Here is a 16,338-nt window from a genome sequence, read left to right as displayed (position 1 = left end):
GAGAGACATAAACGCTATGAAACTGGCTGAACTACCGCATTATTTGTCTGATTCCACGATTGTGAATCCTGAGGTTTTCGAGCGTGTCGCCACGCAATCGGTGGCGGGTGTAACCAGTGATTCCCGGCAAGCCAAGGCGGGCACTGTGTTTGTGGCCCTGGGTGGCAGCCGCACCGATGGGCATGAATTTTTATCCAGCGCCGCCAGCCAGGGGGCTTTGGTTTTGATCATCGAGGCGGAACGTCAGCACAGTATCGCCTTGCCTGATAATGTTCCGGTGATTGCGGTTAACAGCACCTACAAGGCGCTGGCCGAAATCAGCGCCGCCCTGCAAGGGTTTCCCGGTCGCCAAATGCGTTTGGTGGGAGTGACTGGCACCAACGGCAAAACCACCGTCACCCACCTGATTGAGCAAATGCTGGAGGATCAAGGCCATAAAGTTGGCCTGATTGGCACTTTGGGTCAAAAAACCAGCAAGCGCAAGGCTTATGACAGCACCGGCCACACCACCCCCATGGCCACCGAACTTCAGGAAATCCTGCATGATATGCAGCAGGAAGAAAACGCCTTTGTGGTGATGGAAGTCAGTTCTCACGCCCTGGAGCAATACCGGGTGCATGGGTGCGACTTTGAAGTGGCGGTTTTAACCAACCTGACCCAGGATCATCTGGATTACCACAAAACCATGGCCCAGTACTGGCAGGCCAAGGCCCTGTTGTTCAGTCGGCTGGAAGTGGCGGAAGGCAAGCAGCGCTCGGCGGTCATTAATCTGGATTCCGATTACGCTGCCGAGTTTATCGCCGCCTGCCCCAAAGGGGTGACGCTGTACACCTACGGCATTCAAGCCCCCGAAGCCAATGTTCGCATTGAAAATCCCAACTACAGCATCGCTGGCTCTTCCTTTACGGTCATCACCCCGGCGGGCAAAGCGGATGTGAAGCTGAAGCTGGGCGGTCAATTTAGCGTTTACAACGCGTTGGCGGCGCTGGCCAGTGGGTTGGCGCTTGGCATTCCGCTGGATGCCTGTGTAAAATCGCTTGAAAAAGTGGAAGGGATTCGGGGACGCTTTGAAGTGGTGTCTGAAAAGCCTTATGTGATTGTGGATTATGCCCACACCCCGGATGGTTTGGAGAACGTGCTTAATGCCGCGCGGGTGGTCACCCCCAAAGATGCCCGCTTGATTGCCGTGTTTGGCTGCGGCGGGGACCGTGACGCCACCAAGCGCCCCAAAATGGGCGGTATTGTTGAACGCTTGGCCGATCTGCTGGTGATTACCTCTGATAACCCCCGCACGGAGGACCCCCAACAGATCATTACCGATGTAATTTCCGGCATTCAGCGCTTTGATTCCGCCCGGATGATGGTGGACGCTGATCGCAAGCAGGCCATTCATCAGGCCATTGATCTGGCTCAGCCGGACGATATTATTGTGGTGGCTGGCAAAGGCCACGAAGATTACCAGATTCTGGGCGATCGCACCATTCATTTTGATGATCGCGAAGTGGTACAGGATTACGTTCGTCAAAAACGCCAATTGTCGTCGGTTTAGGGAAAGAGGCACTTTATGAGTATTTCTACCGAAACCCTGAACCAGCCGCTGCATCTGGACAAGGCTCGCCCTGTGCATTTTGTGGGGGTAGGCGGGGTTGGCATGAGTGGCCTGGCCAAGGTTTTGATTCAGTCCGGCTTTCAGGTCAGCGGCTCCGATTTGTCGGCCAGTGCTTATACCGAAGAATTGCAAGCGCTGGGCGGCCATATTTTTATTGGGCATGCGGCCAGTCAGGTGCCAAAAAGCGCCATGTTGATTGTGTCCTCTTCCATCGATAACCAGAACCCGGAAATTGCGCTGGCTCTGGAGCAGGGGCTGGAAATTCATCACCGCTCCTGCTTGCTGCGGGAAGTGATGCAGGGGGCCTTGCTGGGCCATAAAACCACCATTGGCATTACCGGCACCCACGGAAAAACCTCCATTACCGGCATGACCGGGCTGGCTTTAAAGCTGGCCGGTTTAGACCCCACCGTGGTGGTGGGCGGCAAAATGCCCCGGTTAAACACCAACGCCCTGTTAAGCCCCAATCAGCAATACGCGGTGGCCGAGCTGGATGAGAGCGATGGCACCATTGTGCAGTATCAGCCCAGCGTGTCGGTGGTGGCCAATCTGGAGCTGGATCACGCGGATCATTACACCAACGGGCTGGAAGGGGTTCTGGATACATTCAGGACTTATTTAAAGGCTTTGAAACCGGGCAGCAAGGTGCTTTATAACGTGACTTGTCCCAATACCCAACGGTTGATGGCGGATAGCCCTCCCGGTCTGGAAAGCATTTTAATCGCACCGGGGGATGTATTTACCGGGCAGGAACAACAGACCACATACTGGCTGAAAAATGCCCGCCCATACTCTAAAGGGTGCTATCAGGGCTATGTGTACCGCAATACCAAAATGCTGGGGGAACTGAACATGTCGGTTCCCGGCCTGCATAACCTGTTTAACGGGTTGTGCGCCGTAGCGGTGGGGGATCAGCTGGGGGCCGATTTTGACTTGTTGGCCGAAGCCTTGCAAGCCTTTACTGGCATGGGCCGACGGTTTGAGAAGGTCGGCGAGCGGAATCACACTTTGCTGGTAGACGATTACGCCCATCACCCCAGTGAGGTGCTGGTAACATTAAAGGCGGCCAAGGAGTCCTTGCAGGGAACCTCGGGCCGGGTGATCGCGGTTTTTCAGCCGCACCGGTATTCCCGCTTGCAAGCGCTGTGGGAGGAGTTTTTAACCTGCTTTGAGGACGCCGATTTGCTGTACCTCACCGATGTGTATGCCGCCCATGAGCCGGTGATTCCGGGCATGACCGCCGATGCCTTTGCCCAAGCCGTCAAGCATCCCAATGCTCATTACGTGCCGTTAACCGCCGATTTTGGCGCGCTGCGGGCGGCCTTGCAGGCTGAAATGCGGCCCGGTGACATTGTGCTATCCATGGGGGCGGGCAATATTACCAAGCTGCTTCGAAACTGGAGCGCTGAATGAGCGCCTGTTTGCCTCAAGTACTTTCCGGGGCCAGCTTTACCACCTATCGCATCGGTGGCCCCCTGGAGGAAGCCTATCAGCCTGCTTGTGAAGCGGATATGATTGCCATTTTGAAGGAAACCCATCGCAGCGGCAAAGCATTAACCGTGATTGGCTGGGGGGGCAATACCATTATCGCCACCGCCGGTATCCGGGGCGTTACCATTATCACTCGCAAGCTGGATTGGGCAGAGCCACTATCGGACACCCGCATTGCCTTTGGGGCGGGGGTGCATTTGGCAAAATCAGCCAGTGTGGCCTTAAAGCACGGGTTGACCGGGGGCGAGTACATGATTGGCATTCCCGGTACCATTGGCGGGGCGGTGCGCATGAACGCCGGGGCCTTGGGTCAGGAAACCGCTGATTTGGTGCGCAGCGTTACCCTGTTTAATGTGCAAACCGGCGAAATTGAGCGCTGGTTGCCGGAGCAACTGGGTTTCAGCTATCGTATGAGTACCATTGATCCGCAGCGGCAAATTATTTTGAGCGCGGAGCTGGAATTTAAACCCGGCAATCCTGCTGAAATTGGTGCCATGATGGAAAAAAGCGTCTCGTTTCGTAAAACCCATCACCCCAAAGAGCCGAACGGGGGCAGTGTGTTTAAAAATCCGTCCAAGGACATGCCTGCGGGCAAACTGATGGAAGAACTGGGCGCCAAGGGTCAGTGGCGAGAAGGCGGGGCTATGGTTAGCCCCTTGCATGGTAATTTTATCGTGAATGTGGACAATGCCACCTCTGGCGATGTATTGCGCCTGATGCTTCGCATGAAGCAGGCCATTAAAGCGGGTTACGGTTTGGATGCCCACCCGGAAAACCTGTTTTTAGGGGAGGCCACCCCCGATGAACAAGCGCTTTGGCAGGCCCTGCAAGAAGGGTCTTGAACGGGGGCTTCGTTTAGATCTCTAATTTAACCGCACTCTGCATTTTAATTGGATTCACAAGGAATTTGTTAGATGACCAGCACACAACAAAACCAGATTTTAAACAAACATACCCGCATCGGGGTCCTGTACGGCGGTTTGTCCTCTGAGCGGGAAGTGTCCTTGCGCTCCGGCAAAAATTGCTACGATGCCCTGCGTCGGCTGGGCTACGAGCAAGCCGAGCTGATTGATGTGGATCAAACCATTGCCCGCACCTTGTCCGATAAAAAAATTGAAGTGGCCTATATAGCCTTGCACGGAAAATATGGCGAAGATGGCTGTATTCAGGGGGTTCTTGAGCTAATGGGTGTGCCTTATACCGGATGCCGGGTGGCCGCCAGCGCATTAACCATGAACAAGGCCCTGACCAAAAGTGTTTTGAAAGACGCCGGGTTGCCGGTGATTGACTCGGTGGTGTTGAAGTCCAGTGTGCTGAACGGCAAGCCGGTGCCCATGCCCTTGCGGTACCCGGTGATGGTGAAGCCCATTAATGAGGGATCCAGCATTGGCATGAGCAAGGTGGATCAGCCCGATGACCTGAAAGCGGCCTTGAAAACCGCCTTCACCTACGCCGATGAGGTGATGGTGGAGCAATATGTTTATGGAAAGTCTCTCACCGTCGGGGTGGTGGAAGTTGGCGGAGAGCCCAACGTCACGCCCATTCTGGAGCTGCGGCCCACCCAGTCTGAATGGTACGACCTGGAAGCCAAGTATACGGAGGGCGGCACTGAATTTATTTTGCCCGCCGAGCTGGATGAGCCAACCACGCAGGCTATTCAGGATGCCACCTTGCTGGCCCATTTGGCCGCCGGATGCCGGGGCGTCTCTCGCATTGATTTTGTGGTGGATGCGGATAACCAGTTTTACATTCTGGAAATCAACACCATTCCGGGCATGACCAACCTGAGCGACCTGCCCGCACAGGCCAAAGCCATGGGAATCGGGTACGATGAACTGGTAGAATGTATTTTGAAAACCGCCGTGAGCTAATTGATAGTGAGTTTGCATGTCTCAAACCGATCAGCCGGAAGAGTTGCCGTCCGCAGAGGCTGGACGCTCTACTCACTTGTCGCCGGATCTGACCATTCGACCATGGAAGGGGCGTGACATGGGGACAGAGTCAGAGGGCGACAAGGCCGGTTCGCAAAGTGTTTTTTCATCTCGCAGCGGGATTCAGGACCCGTTGGTAAAACCACCAATAGCCACCCCTGCGCCGGAGCCTGAAACGCCGCCATCGGCATCGGCAACTGAGGCTGTGGCCGGGGTTGAGGAATCGGTCATCGCACCGGCTGAAGAGACCTTGGCGCCGGTGGTCCCTGATAAAAAGCGCAAGGGCAAAGGCACTCCGAAACAGGACAAGTCAGGGCGAAAGCTGGTTAAATCCCGTCGCCAACTGGATCGGGCCCGGCGTCGGCAAGAAAATTATTTGCAAAAGCGGCGCAAGGAAAAAAAGCTGAAGGTTTTTTACGGACGCATTAAATCCGTGCTGAAGCTTTGTTTTGCGGTGGTGTGGGCTGTTTTGCTGTGGAAAATGGCCCATAGTTCCCTATGGCTGTACAACGCCCCCCGGTTTGATGTGCAGAATCAACGACTGGTTCAAGCTTCTCAATTGGCGCCACTGGTGAAGCCATGGGTGGGCAAGCCCATTTATACCCTGCATACCGGCAAGCTGGCCGATCAGATTGAGGCGCAATTTGATCTGGTGGATCGGGCCGTGGTTCGCCGCAGTTTGTTTCCGGCACGGCTGAGCATCCAGATTTTTGAGAAAAAGCCCTGGGCGGCGCTTTATGTGCCTGCCAGCTATGATCAGTATCAAAAGCAAGAGCGTGATTCTAAAACCAGTGATTCTAAAAATCTTGACGCTACCGGGCTTAGCGCTCCGCCCGCTGACCAGCCCGAGGGCCTTTCCAAAAAAGTGAACGCCTTGGGCAAACCACGGTTTTTGCCCTACGGGGTGGCGGCAGACGATGAACTGATCTCCCTGAAAGGGTATCAGCATCAGCCCCAGCTGTACGCGGGGATTGAGAACATTGTGGTCAATCCGCAAACCGCTTTAAAATCCGCTTATTTGCTGCAATTGCGAGAAATCGCATGGCAGGCTCGCCAGATTAAGGGGCTGACTTTGAAGGCCATTGATATTCGCAATCCAGAGCAGGTGATTTTGCGTTACCGGGAAATCCCGGTGATTCTGGGGCGGCTGAACGGCAGCGCCTCGGATCGTTTGGCCCGATTGGCCCCGTTATTGCCTAAAATTCAGGAGTACCGGGATGTGATTGAATCGGTAGATTTAAAATGGGAAGAACAGGTCACTTTTCACAAAAGGCCCAACGCCCAGCTCAAACTGCCCCAGCCGGAAAAAGTACAGGGCTAGTTTTTTTAGGGGCCATTTGCTTGCCTGCATTGTGCCTTTCGGTTAAAACCAAGCTATTGTATTGATTTGGCGGGAGTGTTTCGGCATGGAAACTCAGGCTTCGTTAAAAACCATTCGGGTGGCGGTTTGTGGCGCCAAGGGTAAAATGGGCCGGGAAGTGGTGAAAACCGTGGCCAACGATCCCGACTTGGCGCTGGCCGGGGCGGTGGATCCCCATGCCCTGAATGAAACCATCAACGATTATTTTGGCCTGACCACTGAGCAAGGCACTCGCTTTGATCGGGATCTTAAAGCATTGCTGGCCCGTGAAAAGCCGGATGTGTGCGTGGATTTCACCAATCCCGAGGTGGTTTTTGCAAATACCATGGCCATTATTGAGGCCGGTTGCCGCCCGGTAATTGGTACCACTGGACTGACGGGCGAACAACTGGAAACCATTGACAACGCCCTGCGCCAGCGAGGATTGGGCGGTATGGTGGTGCCTAATTTCGCCATTGGGGCGGTGTTGATGATGAAATTCGCCCAGCAGGCGGCCCAGTATTTTGATCATGCTGAAATTATGGAATTGCACCACAATAAAAAAGCGGATGCCCCCAGTGGCACCGCCTTAAAAACGGCGGAACTGATGCAGCAGAGCCAGCCCAAATTTGGCGCTGGCAACGCCCCGGAAACCGAGGTAATTGCCGGGGCCAGAGGGGCCAGCGGTCCGGCTGGGATTCGGATTCACAGTGTGCGGTTGCCGGGTTTTATCGCCCACCAGGAAGTGATTTTTGGCAGCGCCGGTGAAATTTTAACCATTCGCCACGACAGTATGGATCGGGCCTGTTTTATGCCGGGTGTGGCCTTGGCCGTGAAAAAAACCATGAGCTTAAACGGTCTGGTTTATGGTCTGGAGCATATTTTGTAGCCACAGGGCAACCATCCGCCTTGCGGCCTGAATGACAATGACCCCTGTTTCGGGCATTGGCTCACTGTTTTTGATTGTGTTCTTTTGGTTTCAGGGCTGGATTATAGTGGCTTACTACGGTTTTGCGGTTTGATGCGGGGCGTTACCCTTAGCGTGTTGCCGTACGTATTTTTTGATGCGGCTTAAATCCTCCCGCTCTTCCTGCTTTTTGTTAGGACGAGTGGGTAAGGGTATTTGCTCGATTTGGATTTGAGGAGGCCCGTTTTTTTCCGTTTGCACCCGTTTGAGTTCGGTCATGGCGTTGTTGGGCAGGGGGGTCCAGTTGAGTGATTCCTGTTGACCCAGGCTTGGGAACATGGGGCGGGGACTGATGACATAGTTGGTTTGGCCCCCAGCGGTTTGATGGGTGCCAAGGTAGTAGGTATCTGAGGGACCCATGCTTTGCTGACTGAACAGCATTTGTTGGGCGTTGGCGAAAATAAAGGTATTTGAAGCGTTCCGAACGGCTCCCTGGAACCCATTGAACCTGGTTTCGCTGAAAGCCTGATCGCTTAATTTTTCAGGGGCCAGGATAGTTTCGCTGACCAGATCCTGAAAGACTGCTTTGATTTGTTCCGCCGAGAGAGGCTGGGTGGGGTTTTGCTCAAAACGCTCTTTAAGCTTCAGGGCCATTTGGCAGGCCACAACCTCAGTGTCGGTGGTTCCCTGAGGGAGGGCGACCTGTGGATCTTTTCGGGCTGCTTCTTTAAGGCGGTTTCCCATGGTTTCCAGCACATCGACCGGAATGGCGCCAACCTGGGCCAGAAAGCCATTATGGACCGGGAATGGGTGCGCGTTTTCCGGGGTCATGTCTGGCGGTTCAATTTTTAGCGTGTGGCGTAAATGTCCCACTAAAGTAATGGGTTTGTTATGGGCCACAATGGGAGATAGCTGGATAAAGGCGGGATCCAGTGAAGCCGGTCGGGCTGATTTTAAAGTGCGACTCAGCTGATCAGGAATGGCCAGCCCCCAGCTGATCTGGATGGGAAAACCATTGGCGATAAAGTCTGCTTTATCAAATTCGGGATCCGCTTTTGAGGGCGGCGGCGATGGCGTTGCTTCACGAAAAGGAAGCTGGCTTTGTCTTAGTAATGAATCCCTGCCATCGATGAGTAATTCTTTAATAAATGTATCCTGCCCTTCGTAAGGAGCGGGACTCATGACCGCAAGCAAACGACACCCGAACTGCGGAGACTGCGTTTTGGCCGGTCTGGTGGGTGTGATGGATTGGGTGGCTTTCAAGGGAAGGGGTGAAACGGTTTGCATAACGCATCCATTCTTTTTTGATGATCGGACTGACTATCAGGCGTAAAACAAATTAAAAATAACCCGGGGCAGCAGAAGCCGTGGCCTGATGGGGTGATGATACTGAATAAAAACAGCCCAAAACCTCAATTGCCCGCAACGTCCAACGGGAGGCGCCTGCTTTGATTAAAATCGCCTAATCGGGTTTGGCTTCCATAATTTCGCCAAGCGTTTGAGGGGCTTTAAAGCGTTCCGTAAAGGCTTTGGCCGAAGGGGTCTGGGCCAGCCCGCCTTCGGCGGTTTCTTTCAAGCTGGGGTGCATTAGCTTACCCACCGCCGCCATGGCTTCTACCACTTCATCCATGGGTACAAAGCTCTGGATACCGGCCAGGGCCATGGTGGCCGCCGCAGAGGCCTGCACGCCCGACAAGCCGTTTCGCACCACGCAAGGCACTTCCACCAGTCCTGCCACCGGATCGCAAACCAGACCCATTAAATTTTGCATGGAAATGGCGGCGGCGTGAACCACTTGGGTAGGGCTGCCCCCCATCATTTCCACCAGTCCCCCGGCAGCCATGCCCGATGCCACACCCACTTCCGCCTGACACCCGGCGGCGGAGCCTGATAAAAACATGCGCCGTGCGGTGATTTCGCCGATCACACCCGCCGTAATCAGCCCTTTTAAAGTTTGTTCCGGTGGTACTTGCCGGTCTTGCTCCACCGCAATGAGGGCGGCAGGCACCGATCCGCTACCCCCCGCCGTGGGACAGGCCACAATGCGCTTCATGCGGCTGTTTTCTTCCAGGGTGGCCAATCCGTAGGCAATCATTTTCATTTCCACCGGCGATAAAAAACACTGGGGCTGGTTCATAAAATCCATAATGCGCTTGGCGTCTCCACCGGTCAGGCCGCTCATGGATTTTTCCTCGGAATGGATGCCACTTTCTACCGTATCTCGCATTTGTTGCAAAATAACCCGCATGCCGCTCAGGATTTCTTCCCGGTTTTTGCCAGAATAGGCTTCCTCATACTGCAAGGCGGCTTCAGAAATACTGCAATGTTTCTCCTGGCAATAGTGAAGGAGTTCCTGAAACGAATTGAAGTTGGGCATGGGTGGGTGGTTCCTGAATTTTTTGGGCTATCTGGGCTAGATTTTAAGTTAAGCGGGCAGCTTATCAATGGATCTTACCGTATAAATGTCTGGAATGCCCCGGATTTCGGCCACCGCTTCCGCCGGGGGCAGGGAATCCAGGGTGATAATCATAAAGGCTTCCACCCCCCGCTGATTTCGATTACAGGTGAGGGTGGCGATATTGATGGTTTGTTCGGCCAGAATTTTGGTAACCTGCCAAATCATGCCGGGTTTATCCTTGTAAAAAAGAATCAGGGTGGGCATTTCCCCGCGAATACTCACGTTATGATCATCGATTTTTGAAATGTAAACTTTGCCGCCCCCAATGGAGTGGCCCACCACACTCAGGGGCTGTCCCCCTTGCAGTATCATGTTAAAAATAACCGTGTTGGGAGAATAGTTATTGGCCCCTGAGAACGGCGTAATGCGGTAATTCAACCGTTCGGCTTCGGCCAGAGTGAAGGCGTCCCGAATGCGCTCATCGTTGACCCCGTAACCCAGAATTCCCGCAATTAATCCCCGATCCGTGCCGTGACCCTGATAGGTTTGGGCAAAGGAGTTGTACAGCACAAACTCAACGGATTGAATGGGTTGACTGGCCACCATTCGGGCCAAATTAGCCAGCCGCACCGCTCCGGCGGTATGGGAGCTGGAAGGGCCCACCATAATGGGGCCAACAATATCAAACAGGGAGCCGCCGTTCATGTAAACCGTACTTTCATTCGTATTAAGTAAATTTCCACTTTATCAATGAATTTTACAAAAAAACTACTCATTTTTCAGATGATGTGGTATTAATTATAGAAGTGACTTTTTAGTTTGAATAGTAGATTTTTTCCCCTGACCTCAGCATAGAGTACTGCGAGTCTCAGGGTCAAGTCCACGGGTACGGCACACCACGCATCGAAGAGAATCACTACCGAGCGGCTTCAAGAAGACAGCAAACAGGCAGTCTACACCTATCGTATTATCTACACCGTAAGCGCCGAGTGAGAAAGCCACAGGTAAAAAGTCGTCGTTTTAAGTTATTACTTTTACACAGAGTTGAAGGGTTATTACGAATCCGCCCTGTCAAAAGCCTCCTGTTTTTCCACGGTCATTAGTCTGGATTCGGTTAAGTCAAGCGGATAGACACCAACTATGTTCACAAATCAATGCTCTAAATGTGGTGAGGTCTTTGAGACAAAGAACCCCAAACGGGTCATCTGTCCCAATTGTTTATACCCCGAAGGCGCTATTCCCGCCTCTCGGCCAGCCGCTCCACCTCCTTATCAGCAACCACAACCACGTCCTTATCAGCCACAAGGCGGCGGTGGCTATGGCCCCCCACCGGGTTATGGACCCCAAGGCGGTGGTTACGGTCAACATGGTCAACAAGGTGGCTATCAGCAGCGCCCTCCGCAAGGTGGCGGTTATGGCCAACAGGGCTATGGGCCGCCCGGTGGTGGTTACGGTCAACATGGTCAACAAGGCGGCTATCAGCAACGTCCTCCGCAAGGCGGTGGTTACGGTCAACAGGGCGGCTATCAGCAGCGTCCTCCGCAAGGGGGTGGCTATGGTCCTCGCCCCGGTGGGCCTCGTCCCCCCGGTGGTGGCTTTGGTGGCCCTCGCCCAGGCGGGCCTCGTCCCGGTGGTGGCTTTGGTGGTCCTCGCCCCGGTGGTCCTCGTCCCGGCGGTTTTGGTGGTCCTCGTCCCGGCGGACCCCGTCCCGGTGGCTTTGGCGGACGTCCGGGTGGCAGACCCGCAGGCCCTCCCAAAAAATTGCTGGTCACTAAAGAGCAGTTGATTGAAATTGAAAAACTGTACAAAGGGGCTCTCCCCCTGCCTAACCCGGATATTCATGAAGTGATTGGGGAGCAGATTAATCTGGCTCCTAGCAAGGTGTTTTTCGGAATCAATCTGGTTCGTGAAAAAATGCGTTTGCCCAAGCTGGAATATCCCAAGCGCCGTTTGGCGGTGAGTCCTGAACAGTTAATGGCCATTGAGACGCTTTATGAGCCTTACTTGCCATTGCCGCCTTTGGGTATTCATAAAATTATTTCCAAGCAATTGAGAATGGATGAATGGCGGACTCACGTGGCCATTGGTCTGGTTCGCAAAAACCGCAACCTGAACCGCTGGAACGAAGATCGCGATGATTTGCCGCCGGAAATGAAAGAAGCCCAGCAGCGTTCTCGTGAAGAACGTGAAAAGGCGGAGCAGGAAAAGGCGGCTGCCAAAGAATTAGCGGCTAAAGAAGCCGCGGCCGCTAAACAAGCGAACCCGGATGATTCTCCTGCGGTGGCGGAGGCTGAGCCTTCAGCAGCGATCGCCCCTGTGGAAACACCCGTTGAAGCACCAGTTGAAACCGATGTGCCTGATGAAACCGCCGCCGAGCCGGTGGCAGCGGCTACCGAAGAAGCTGAGGCTGAACCTGCTGTTGCGGTGGAACCCCCACCCGCCCCTAAACCCAGAGCAACCCGCACTAAAAAAGCAGCGTTGGCCGAAGTGGTGGAATTACCACCGGGTGAAGAGGCTCCAGCTGAACCGGTAGTGGCCAAGCCCAAAGCCCGCGCCACCCGAGCAGCCAAAGAAAAATAGTTTGACCACTTAAACTAAACTTAAAAAAGTCCGGTGACACCCCTTTGGGTCGTGTCGCCGGACTTTTTGCTGGCGCCTGCAAATTTTAATGAATCTGTAAAAAAGCCGCCTCTGCGACAGAAGCGGCTTTTGAAGCTGTTTTTGGGGAATTTAAAACTGAATCATGGAATGGGTGTGCAGGTTTTGGGGCAGGCGCTCCCGACCGTGCAGGAATTCCAGTTCAATCAGGAAGTGAATGCCTACCACTTCAGCTTTCAGTTTTTCCAGCAATTTGCAGGAAGCGGCAGCGGTTCCGCCGGTGGCTAGCAAGTCATCAATCAAGACCACCCGAGAGCCCGCTTCAACGGCATCCACATGCATTTCAATGGTATCGGTGCCGTATTCCAGGTCGTATTCGTGTTGCTCCACCGAACCGGGCAGCTTGCCTTTTTTACGAATGGGTACAAAACCAGCCCCAAGCTTGTAAGCCAGTGCTGCACCGAAAATAAAACCACGAGATTCAATCCCCGCCACATACTGCACTTTTTTATCTTTAAGCTGGTAGTAGAAATAATCGATGACCTGGTTCAGCAGAACGGGATCTTTCAGCACCGGGGTAATATCTTTAAACATGATTCCGGGTTTGGGGAAGTCGGGAATTTCACGGATCGCCGCCTTGATCTTATCCACGGCGATATGCTCCTGAGTGGTTGGCATGGATGGGTGGTTCCTGTATTTCTATTAACTTAAGTGGACATAACTTGCGCCGGTGCGACCGACTGAGGCCGGTTCTCCATAGAGACGTCCGGGGTCGTAACGACCGTTGATGAATTTAACACAAACTCGCTCAACATGGAGGCATTGAATGTGGACTTGATCTCGACAATGGAGGTTTTTAACAGCCAGGAGCGGAATTTCCCGACTTCTTTCAACGCCTGCTGAAAAAAGGCGTATTCCAGCCGTCGGGTAATATCTTCCTGATTGCTGGCGTTTTGGGGCAGCAGTTTAACCTGAAGTTTTTCCAGATTCCCCGCTTCGGCCAGACTGCTTTCCAGCATGGTCAGCTTTTCCAGCAGCATCAACCCGTGGGTAACCACGGTTTCGGTGGTGGCTAGCTGAGCGGCGAAGGTCGGAACCTCCAGGGTCTGGGTTTCCGGGCCACGGCGTAAAATCTGCACAATCAGCTTCAAATAATTCTGCTCGGAAGCAAAAACGGGAACCGCCTGATATTTACCGCCCACCAAATGAATCACTTCGGGCTGAACTTGTTTCAGCAGGCTTTGCAACCCTTCCGCGGAAGGGGGCAAATCCCACAAAATCAGCTCCTGAGCGGGGGCAAGCTGAGTGCGGTTTTTAAGCAAGCCTTCATCCAGAAAAGGAATATCCGGCTTTTTGCCTTCGTGATAAATAATCACGCTGCGTTGATCCTGCAAGGGCAGCATCAACTGGCTGATAAACACATCCACCGATTCCCGGCTGCGATGATCAATCCACTGAGGCCCCGAAGGCCCTTCCTCAGGAGAAGACGCTTCTGCTTGAATGATCGAGGGGCGGACTTCGGCAGTAGTAGGCTTTTGAAGTTTGCTTTGGGCAGGGGCTTCACGGGTTTCGGTGGCCAGTTTAGCGCCCTGAGGGGTGTTGTAGTCCTCAATAATTAACTGCACTTTAGAGGCCCCGTTAAAGGTATTCAGGCCGGGAACCACTACAAAGCTATAAGGAGAGCGGGCATCAAAGCGCTCTTTGCGCCCAAAGTTCCAGATAATGCCCTCCAGCGGGGTGTTGGCCTCTCCTTTGCCGCCCTTGATATTGGCCAGCACCAGTTTGATGTGTCGCTCATCTTCACCCAGAAAGCGTTGGGCGGCTACGGTTACGTTTTCCAGCACAAATTTGGGGGAGGGATTTTGCATGCCAAAGGGGGCCAGCTTATCAATGAGGGTTAGCAGACGGGGGTTGACCTGGCTCCATTCCAGCTTGGCGTCAACCTCTACAATGGGGCGCATTTGCTCATCCGTTATTTTCTGATTGCAAATCTGGTGTAAATCCCGCTTGAAGGATTCCAACCGATCCAGCTTCAGGGCAAAGCCCCCGGCGCCCGCGTGTCCGCCAAAGCCTAAAAAGTAATGCTCCAGCGCCAACAGTTCATCGTGCAGGTGAAAACCCGGAATGGAGCGTGCTGAGCAGCGCACTTCGGCCTTGTTCTCATCCACCACCATCATAAATACCGGCACATGGTACTTTTCAATCAGCCGGGAGGCCACGATGCCAATAATCCCCGGATTCCAGCTGGGGCTGGCCAGAACAATGGCCCGTTTATCGGCCAGTCCGCCCGTTTTTTGCAGGTGGGCCTCGGCGTCCAGATGGGTTTGATCGCACAGCTCACGGCGCTTACGATTTAAAAACTCCAGATGGGCCGCAATTACCCGAATGCGTTCCGGGTCATCAGAGGTAATCAGTTCCACGCCTTGATCGGCCCGCTCTAGTCGGCCCAGGGCGTTTAGGCGGGGGCCAATGGTAAAGCCAAGGGTTTCACTGGTAATGGGGGCATCCGGCTTTGCGCCTGCTTGTTCTAAAAGTTCGTTGAAGCCGGGGCGTTTGCGGCGGTTCAAGACCTGTAAACCCCGGTAAACCAGCCAGCGGTTTTCATGAACCAAAGGCACCATATCCACCACCGTGCCAACGGCCACGATATCCAGCAGGCTTTCCGCCGCTGAAGCCGCTTGATCGGGGGGAAGCAGTTTTTCCAGCAATAGTTCGCACAACTTGTAAGCCACACCGGCTCCGCACAGGTGGCCCATGGGGTGCTTGGGATCGGCTGCGGTGAATAGGCGCTGGGAGTTGATGTTGGCCACTGCGGGCGGTAAATTTTCGGGCAAGGCGTGGTGATCGGTAATCACGGTGTCCACCCCCAGCCCGTTCAACAGGCTGACTTCCGAAAAGTTGGTAATGCCAGTGTCGGTGGTGATGACCAGTTTCACTTTGCGGGAGCTGGTCAAGCGCACCAGCGCCGCGGTATTCAGTCCGTGGCCTTCTGTGGCCCGATCGGGAATGTAAAAGCTGACGTTGGCTTTCAGGTGCTTTTTCAGAGTTTCATACAGCACCGAGGTGCCGGTAATCCCGTCTACGTCAAAGTCTCCGTAAATCAGGATGGCCTCGTTGCTTTCAATGGCTTTTAAAATGCGCGCAACGCCTTTGTCCATATCCGGCAAGGCCCAACCGCTGCCGGGTTTGTAGTCCTCTAAATTCAAAAAGGCGTTGATTTCAGAAGGCTCTGTAATGCCACGATTGGCCAGCAAGCGGGCCAGTAAAGGAGAACCCTCTACGGTATCCAGCACCTCTTTGGGGAAAGGGGAACCTTTTGAGGCACTTTGCCCTCTGAATTGCCAGATATTAGCCAATGAGAATCTCCTGTGCGTTGAAAAAAACAGTGGGTGGATTCAGCGTGGAACGGGCAGCGCTGGTGGGCGGCGAACCACCCGGACTTTTCATTATTGTAATGCCTGCGCCCAAGTATGGTATTTGTAGCAGCTCAAAACACGTTAAAAACTTAAAAAATCAAAGCCGGTGCGCTTAACAAACAGGTTAGCAAAGCCCCGGCAACCCTCAAATCAGCAAACGTTCGGTTTTACTTGTTTTCGGTTTCTGATTTTTCCGGCGGAGTGGCCTTGGTTTCGTGGGTGGCGTCGCCGTCCGGGTTGCGGGAGGAAGGGTCTTTCTTTTTATCTTTACCCGATGCTTTGATGAACTCTAGCTGGATTTCGGGCTTTAAAATCAGTTTTAAGGCCACCAGCACCATTCCCCATAACAGAAACCCTTGATAAAGATTGATTTCAGGCCCTTTAAACCCTTCAAAAACCAAAGCGTTCCACACCACCATCATAAAAGCGGCAGGCAAAACCAGCAACAGTAAAACGGCGCCCATCATGGCCAGTAGAAACAGCAAAATGCTGGAAAGGCTTCGGATATGGAATACATGCATGGTTAGAGTGATCTCCACATTTCCTGTCTCATGAAGGGGTAGGCCCTTTGTAGGGTGAGACTTGCTTGGACGGATTGGGCTGATTGAGTGGCAAAGCGCCGGTTGGGGGAGTATACGTTCGTGGGGTT

13 protein-coding genes are annotated in these 16,338 nt (G+C 53.7%); 7 read left to right on the top strand and 6 right to left on the bottom strand.

Going from position 1 to position 16,338, the window contains the following annotated elements:
- Positions 1 to 16 precede the first annotated feature (16 nt).
- The 6 genes from ACEW81_RS00995 (at position 17) to dapB (ending at position 7,259) form a co-directional block, all read left to right on the top strand.
- Entirely contained in the window at positions 17 to 1,549 is a 1,533-nt protein-coding gene (locus ACEW81_RS00995; protein ID WP_373531095.1) for a UDP-N-acetylmuramoyl-L-alanyl-D-glutamate--2,6-diaminopimelate ligase, read from the top strand.
- A gap of 15 nt (positions 1,550 to 1,564) precedes the next feature.
- Positions 1,565 to 3,022, top strand: a complete 1,458-nt coding sequence (gene murC / locus ACEW81_RS00990) for a UDP-N-acetylmuramate--L-alanine ligase (RefSeq protein ID WP_373531094.1) — start codon at positions 1,565 to 1,567, stop codon at positions 3,020 to 3,022.
- Positions 3,019 to 3,942 carry a UDP-N-acetylmuramate dehydrogenase gene (gene murB, locus ACEW81_RS00985; protein WP_373531093.1) on the top strand — a complete coding sequence of 308 codons (924 nt, stop codon included), beginning with the start codon at positions 3,019 to 3,021 and terminating at the stop codon, positions 3,940 to 3,942. The genes murC and murB overlap by 4 nt, the downstream gene beginning before the upstream one ends.
- Positions 3,943 to 4,014: 72 nt before the next feature.
- Positions 4,015 to 4,971 carry a D-alanine--D-alanine ligase gene (locus tag ACEW81_RS00980; protein ID WP_373531092.1) on the top strand — a complete coding sequence of 319 codons (957 nt, stop codon included), beginning with the start codon at positions 4,015 to 4,017 and terminating at the stop codon, positions 4,969 to 4,971.
- 16 nt (positions 4,972 to 4,987) lie between these two features.
- On the top strand, positions 4,988 to 6,352 hold the full coding sequence (locus ACEW81_RS00975; protein ID WP_373531091.1) for a cell division protein FtsQ/DivIB: 1,365 nt from the start codon (positions 4,988 to 4,990) through the stop codon (positions 6,350 to 6,352).
- An 85-nt stretch (positions 6,353 to 6,437) separates the two neighbouring features.
- Positions 6,438 to 7,259 (top strand): 4-hydroxy-tetrahydrodipicolinate reductase, encoded by an 822-nt coding sequence (gene dapB, locus ACEW81_RS00970; protein WP_373531090.1) that lies wholly within the window; start codon positions 6,438 to 6,440, stop codon positions 7,257 to 7,259.
- A gap of 114 nt (positions 7,260 to 7,373) precedes the next feature.
- Here the strand turns inward: dapB and ACEW81_RS00965 are convergent, their stop codons facing one another.
- From ACEW81_RS00965 to sdaAB, 3 genes are all read right to left on the bottom strand, one after another.
- Entirely contained in the window at positions 7,374 to 8,564 is a 1,191-nt protein-coding gene (locus ACEW81_RS00965) for a class II glutamine amidotransferase (RefSeq protein ID WP_373531089.1), read from the bottom strand.
- 175 nt (positions 8,565 to 8,739) lie between these two features.
- Positions 8,740 to 9,654 carry an L-serine ammonia-lyase, iron-sulfur-dependent, subunit alpha gene (sdaAA, locus tag ACEW81_RS00960; protein WP_373531088.1) on the bottom strand — a complete coding sequence of 305 codons (915 nt, stop codon included), beginning with the start codon at positions 9,652 to 9,654 and terminating at the stop codon, positions 8,740 to 8,742.
- A 48-nt stretch (positions 9,655 to 9,702) separates the two neighbouring features.
- On the bottom strand, positions 9,703 to 10,380 hold the full coding sequence (gene sdaAB / locus ACEW81_RS00955) for an L-serine ammonia-lyase, iron-sulfur-dependent subunit beta (protein WP_373531087.1): 678 nt from the start codon (positions 10,378 to 10,380) through the stop codon (positions 9,703 to 9,705).
- Between the two features lie 435 nt (positions 10,381 to 10,815).
- Between sdaAB and ACEW81_RS00950 the strand changes: the two genes are divergently transcribed.
- Complete coding sequence (locus tag ACEW81_RS00950; protein ID WP_373531086.1) at positions 10,816 to 12,255, top strand: hypothetical protein; 1,440 nt, start codon at positions 10,816 to 10,818, stop codon at positions 12,253 to 12,255.
- A 150-nt stretch (positions 12,256 to 12,405) separates the two neighbouring features.
- Here the strand turns inward: ACEW81_RS00950 and ACEW81_RS00945 are convergent, their stop codons facing one another.
- The 3 genes from ACEW81_RS00945 to ACEW81_RS00935 all read right to left on the bottom strand — a co-directional run bounded on the left by ACEW81_RS00945 (position 12,406) and on the right by ACEW81_RS00935 (position 16,210).
- Entirely contained in the window at positions 12,406 to 12,951 is a 546-nt protein-coding gene (locus tag ACEW81_RS00945) for an adenine phosphoribosyltransferase (RefSeq protein WP_373531085.1), read from the bottom strand.
- 29 nt (positions 12,952 to 12,980) lie between these two features.
- The gene (gene recJ / locus ACEW81_RS00940; RefSeq protein ID WP_373531084.1) at positions 12,981 to 15,629 is read right to left on the bottom strand and encodes a single-stranded-DNA-specific exonuclease RecJ; all 2,649 of its coding nucleotides are present in this window, start codon (positions 15,627 to 15,629) and stop codon (positions 12,981 to 12,983) included.
- A 227-nt stretch (positions 15,630 to 15,856) separates the two neighbouring features.
- Positions 15,857 to 16,210: a hypothetical protein gene (locus tag ACEW81_RS00935; RefSeq protein ID WP_373531083.1), complete on the bottom strand. Its 354-nt coding sequence runs from the start codon at positions 16,208 to 16,210 to the stop codon at positions 15,857 to 15,859.
- Positions 16,211 to 16,338 lie beyond the last annotated feature (128 nt).

Source organism: Vampirovibrio sp., assembly GCF_041737375.1.
In the GTDB taxonomy this organism is placed as follows: domain Bacteria; phylum Cyanobacteriota; class Vampirovibrionia; order Vampirovibrionales; family Vampirovibrionaceae; genus Vampirovibrio.
The sequence above is the reverse complement of the archived record's forward strand: the minus strand, read 5'-3'. Positions and strand labels throughout refer to the sequence as shown.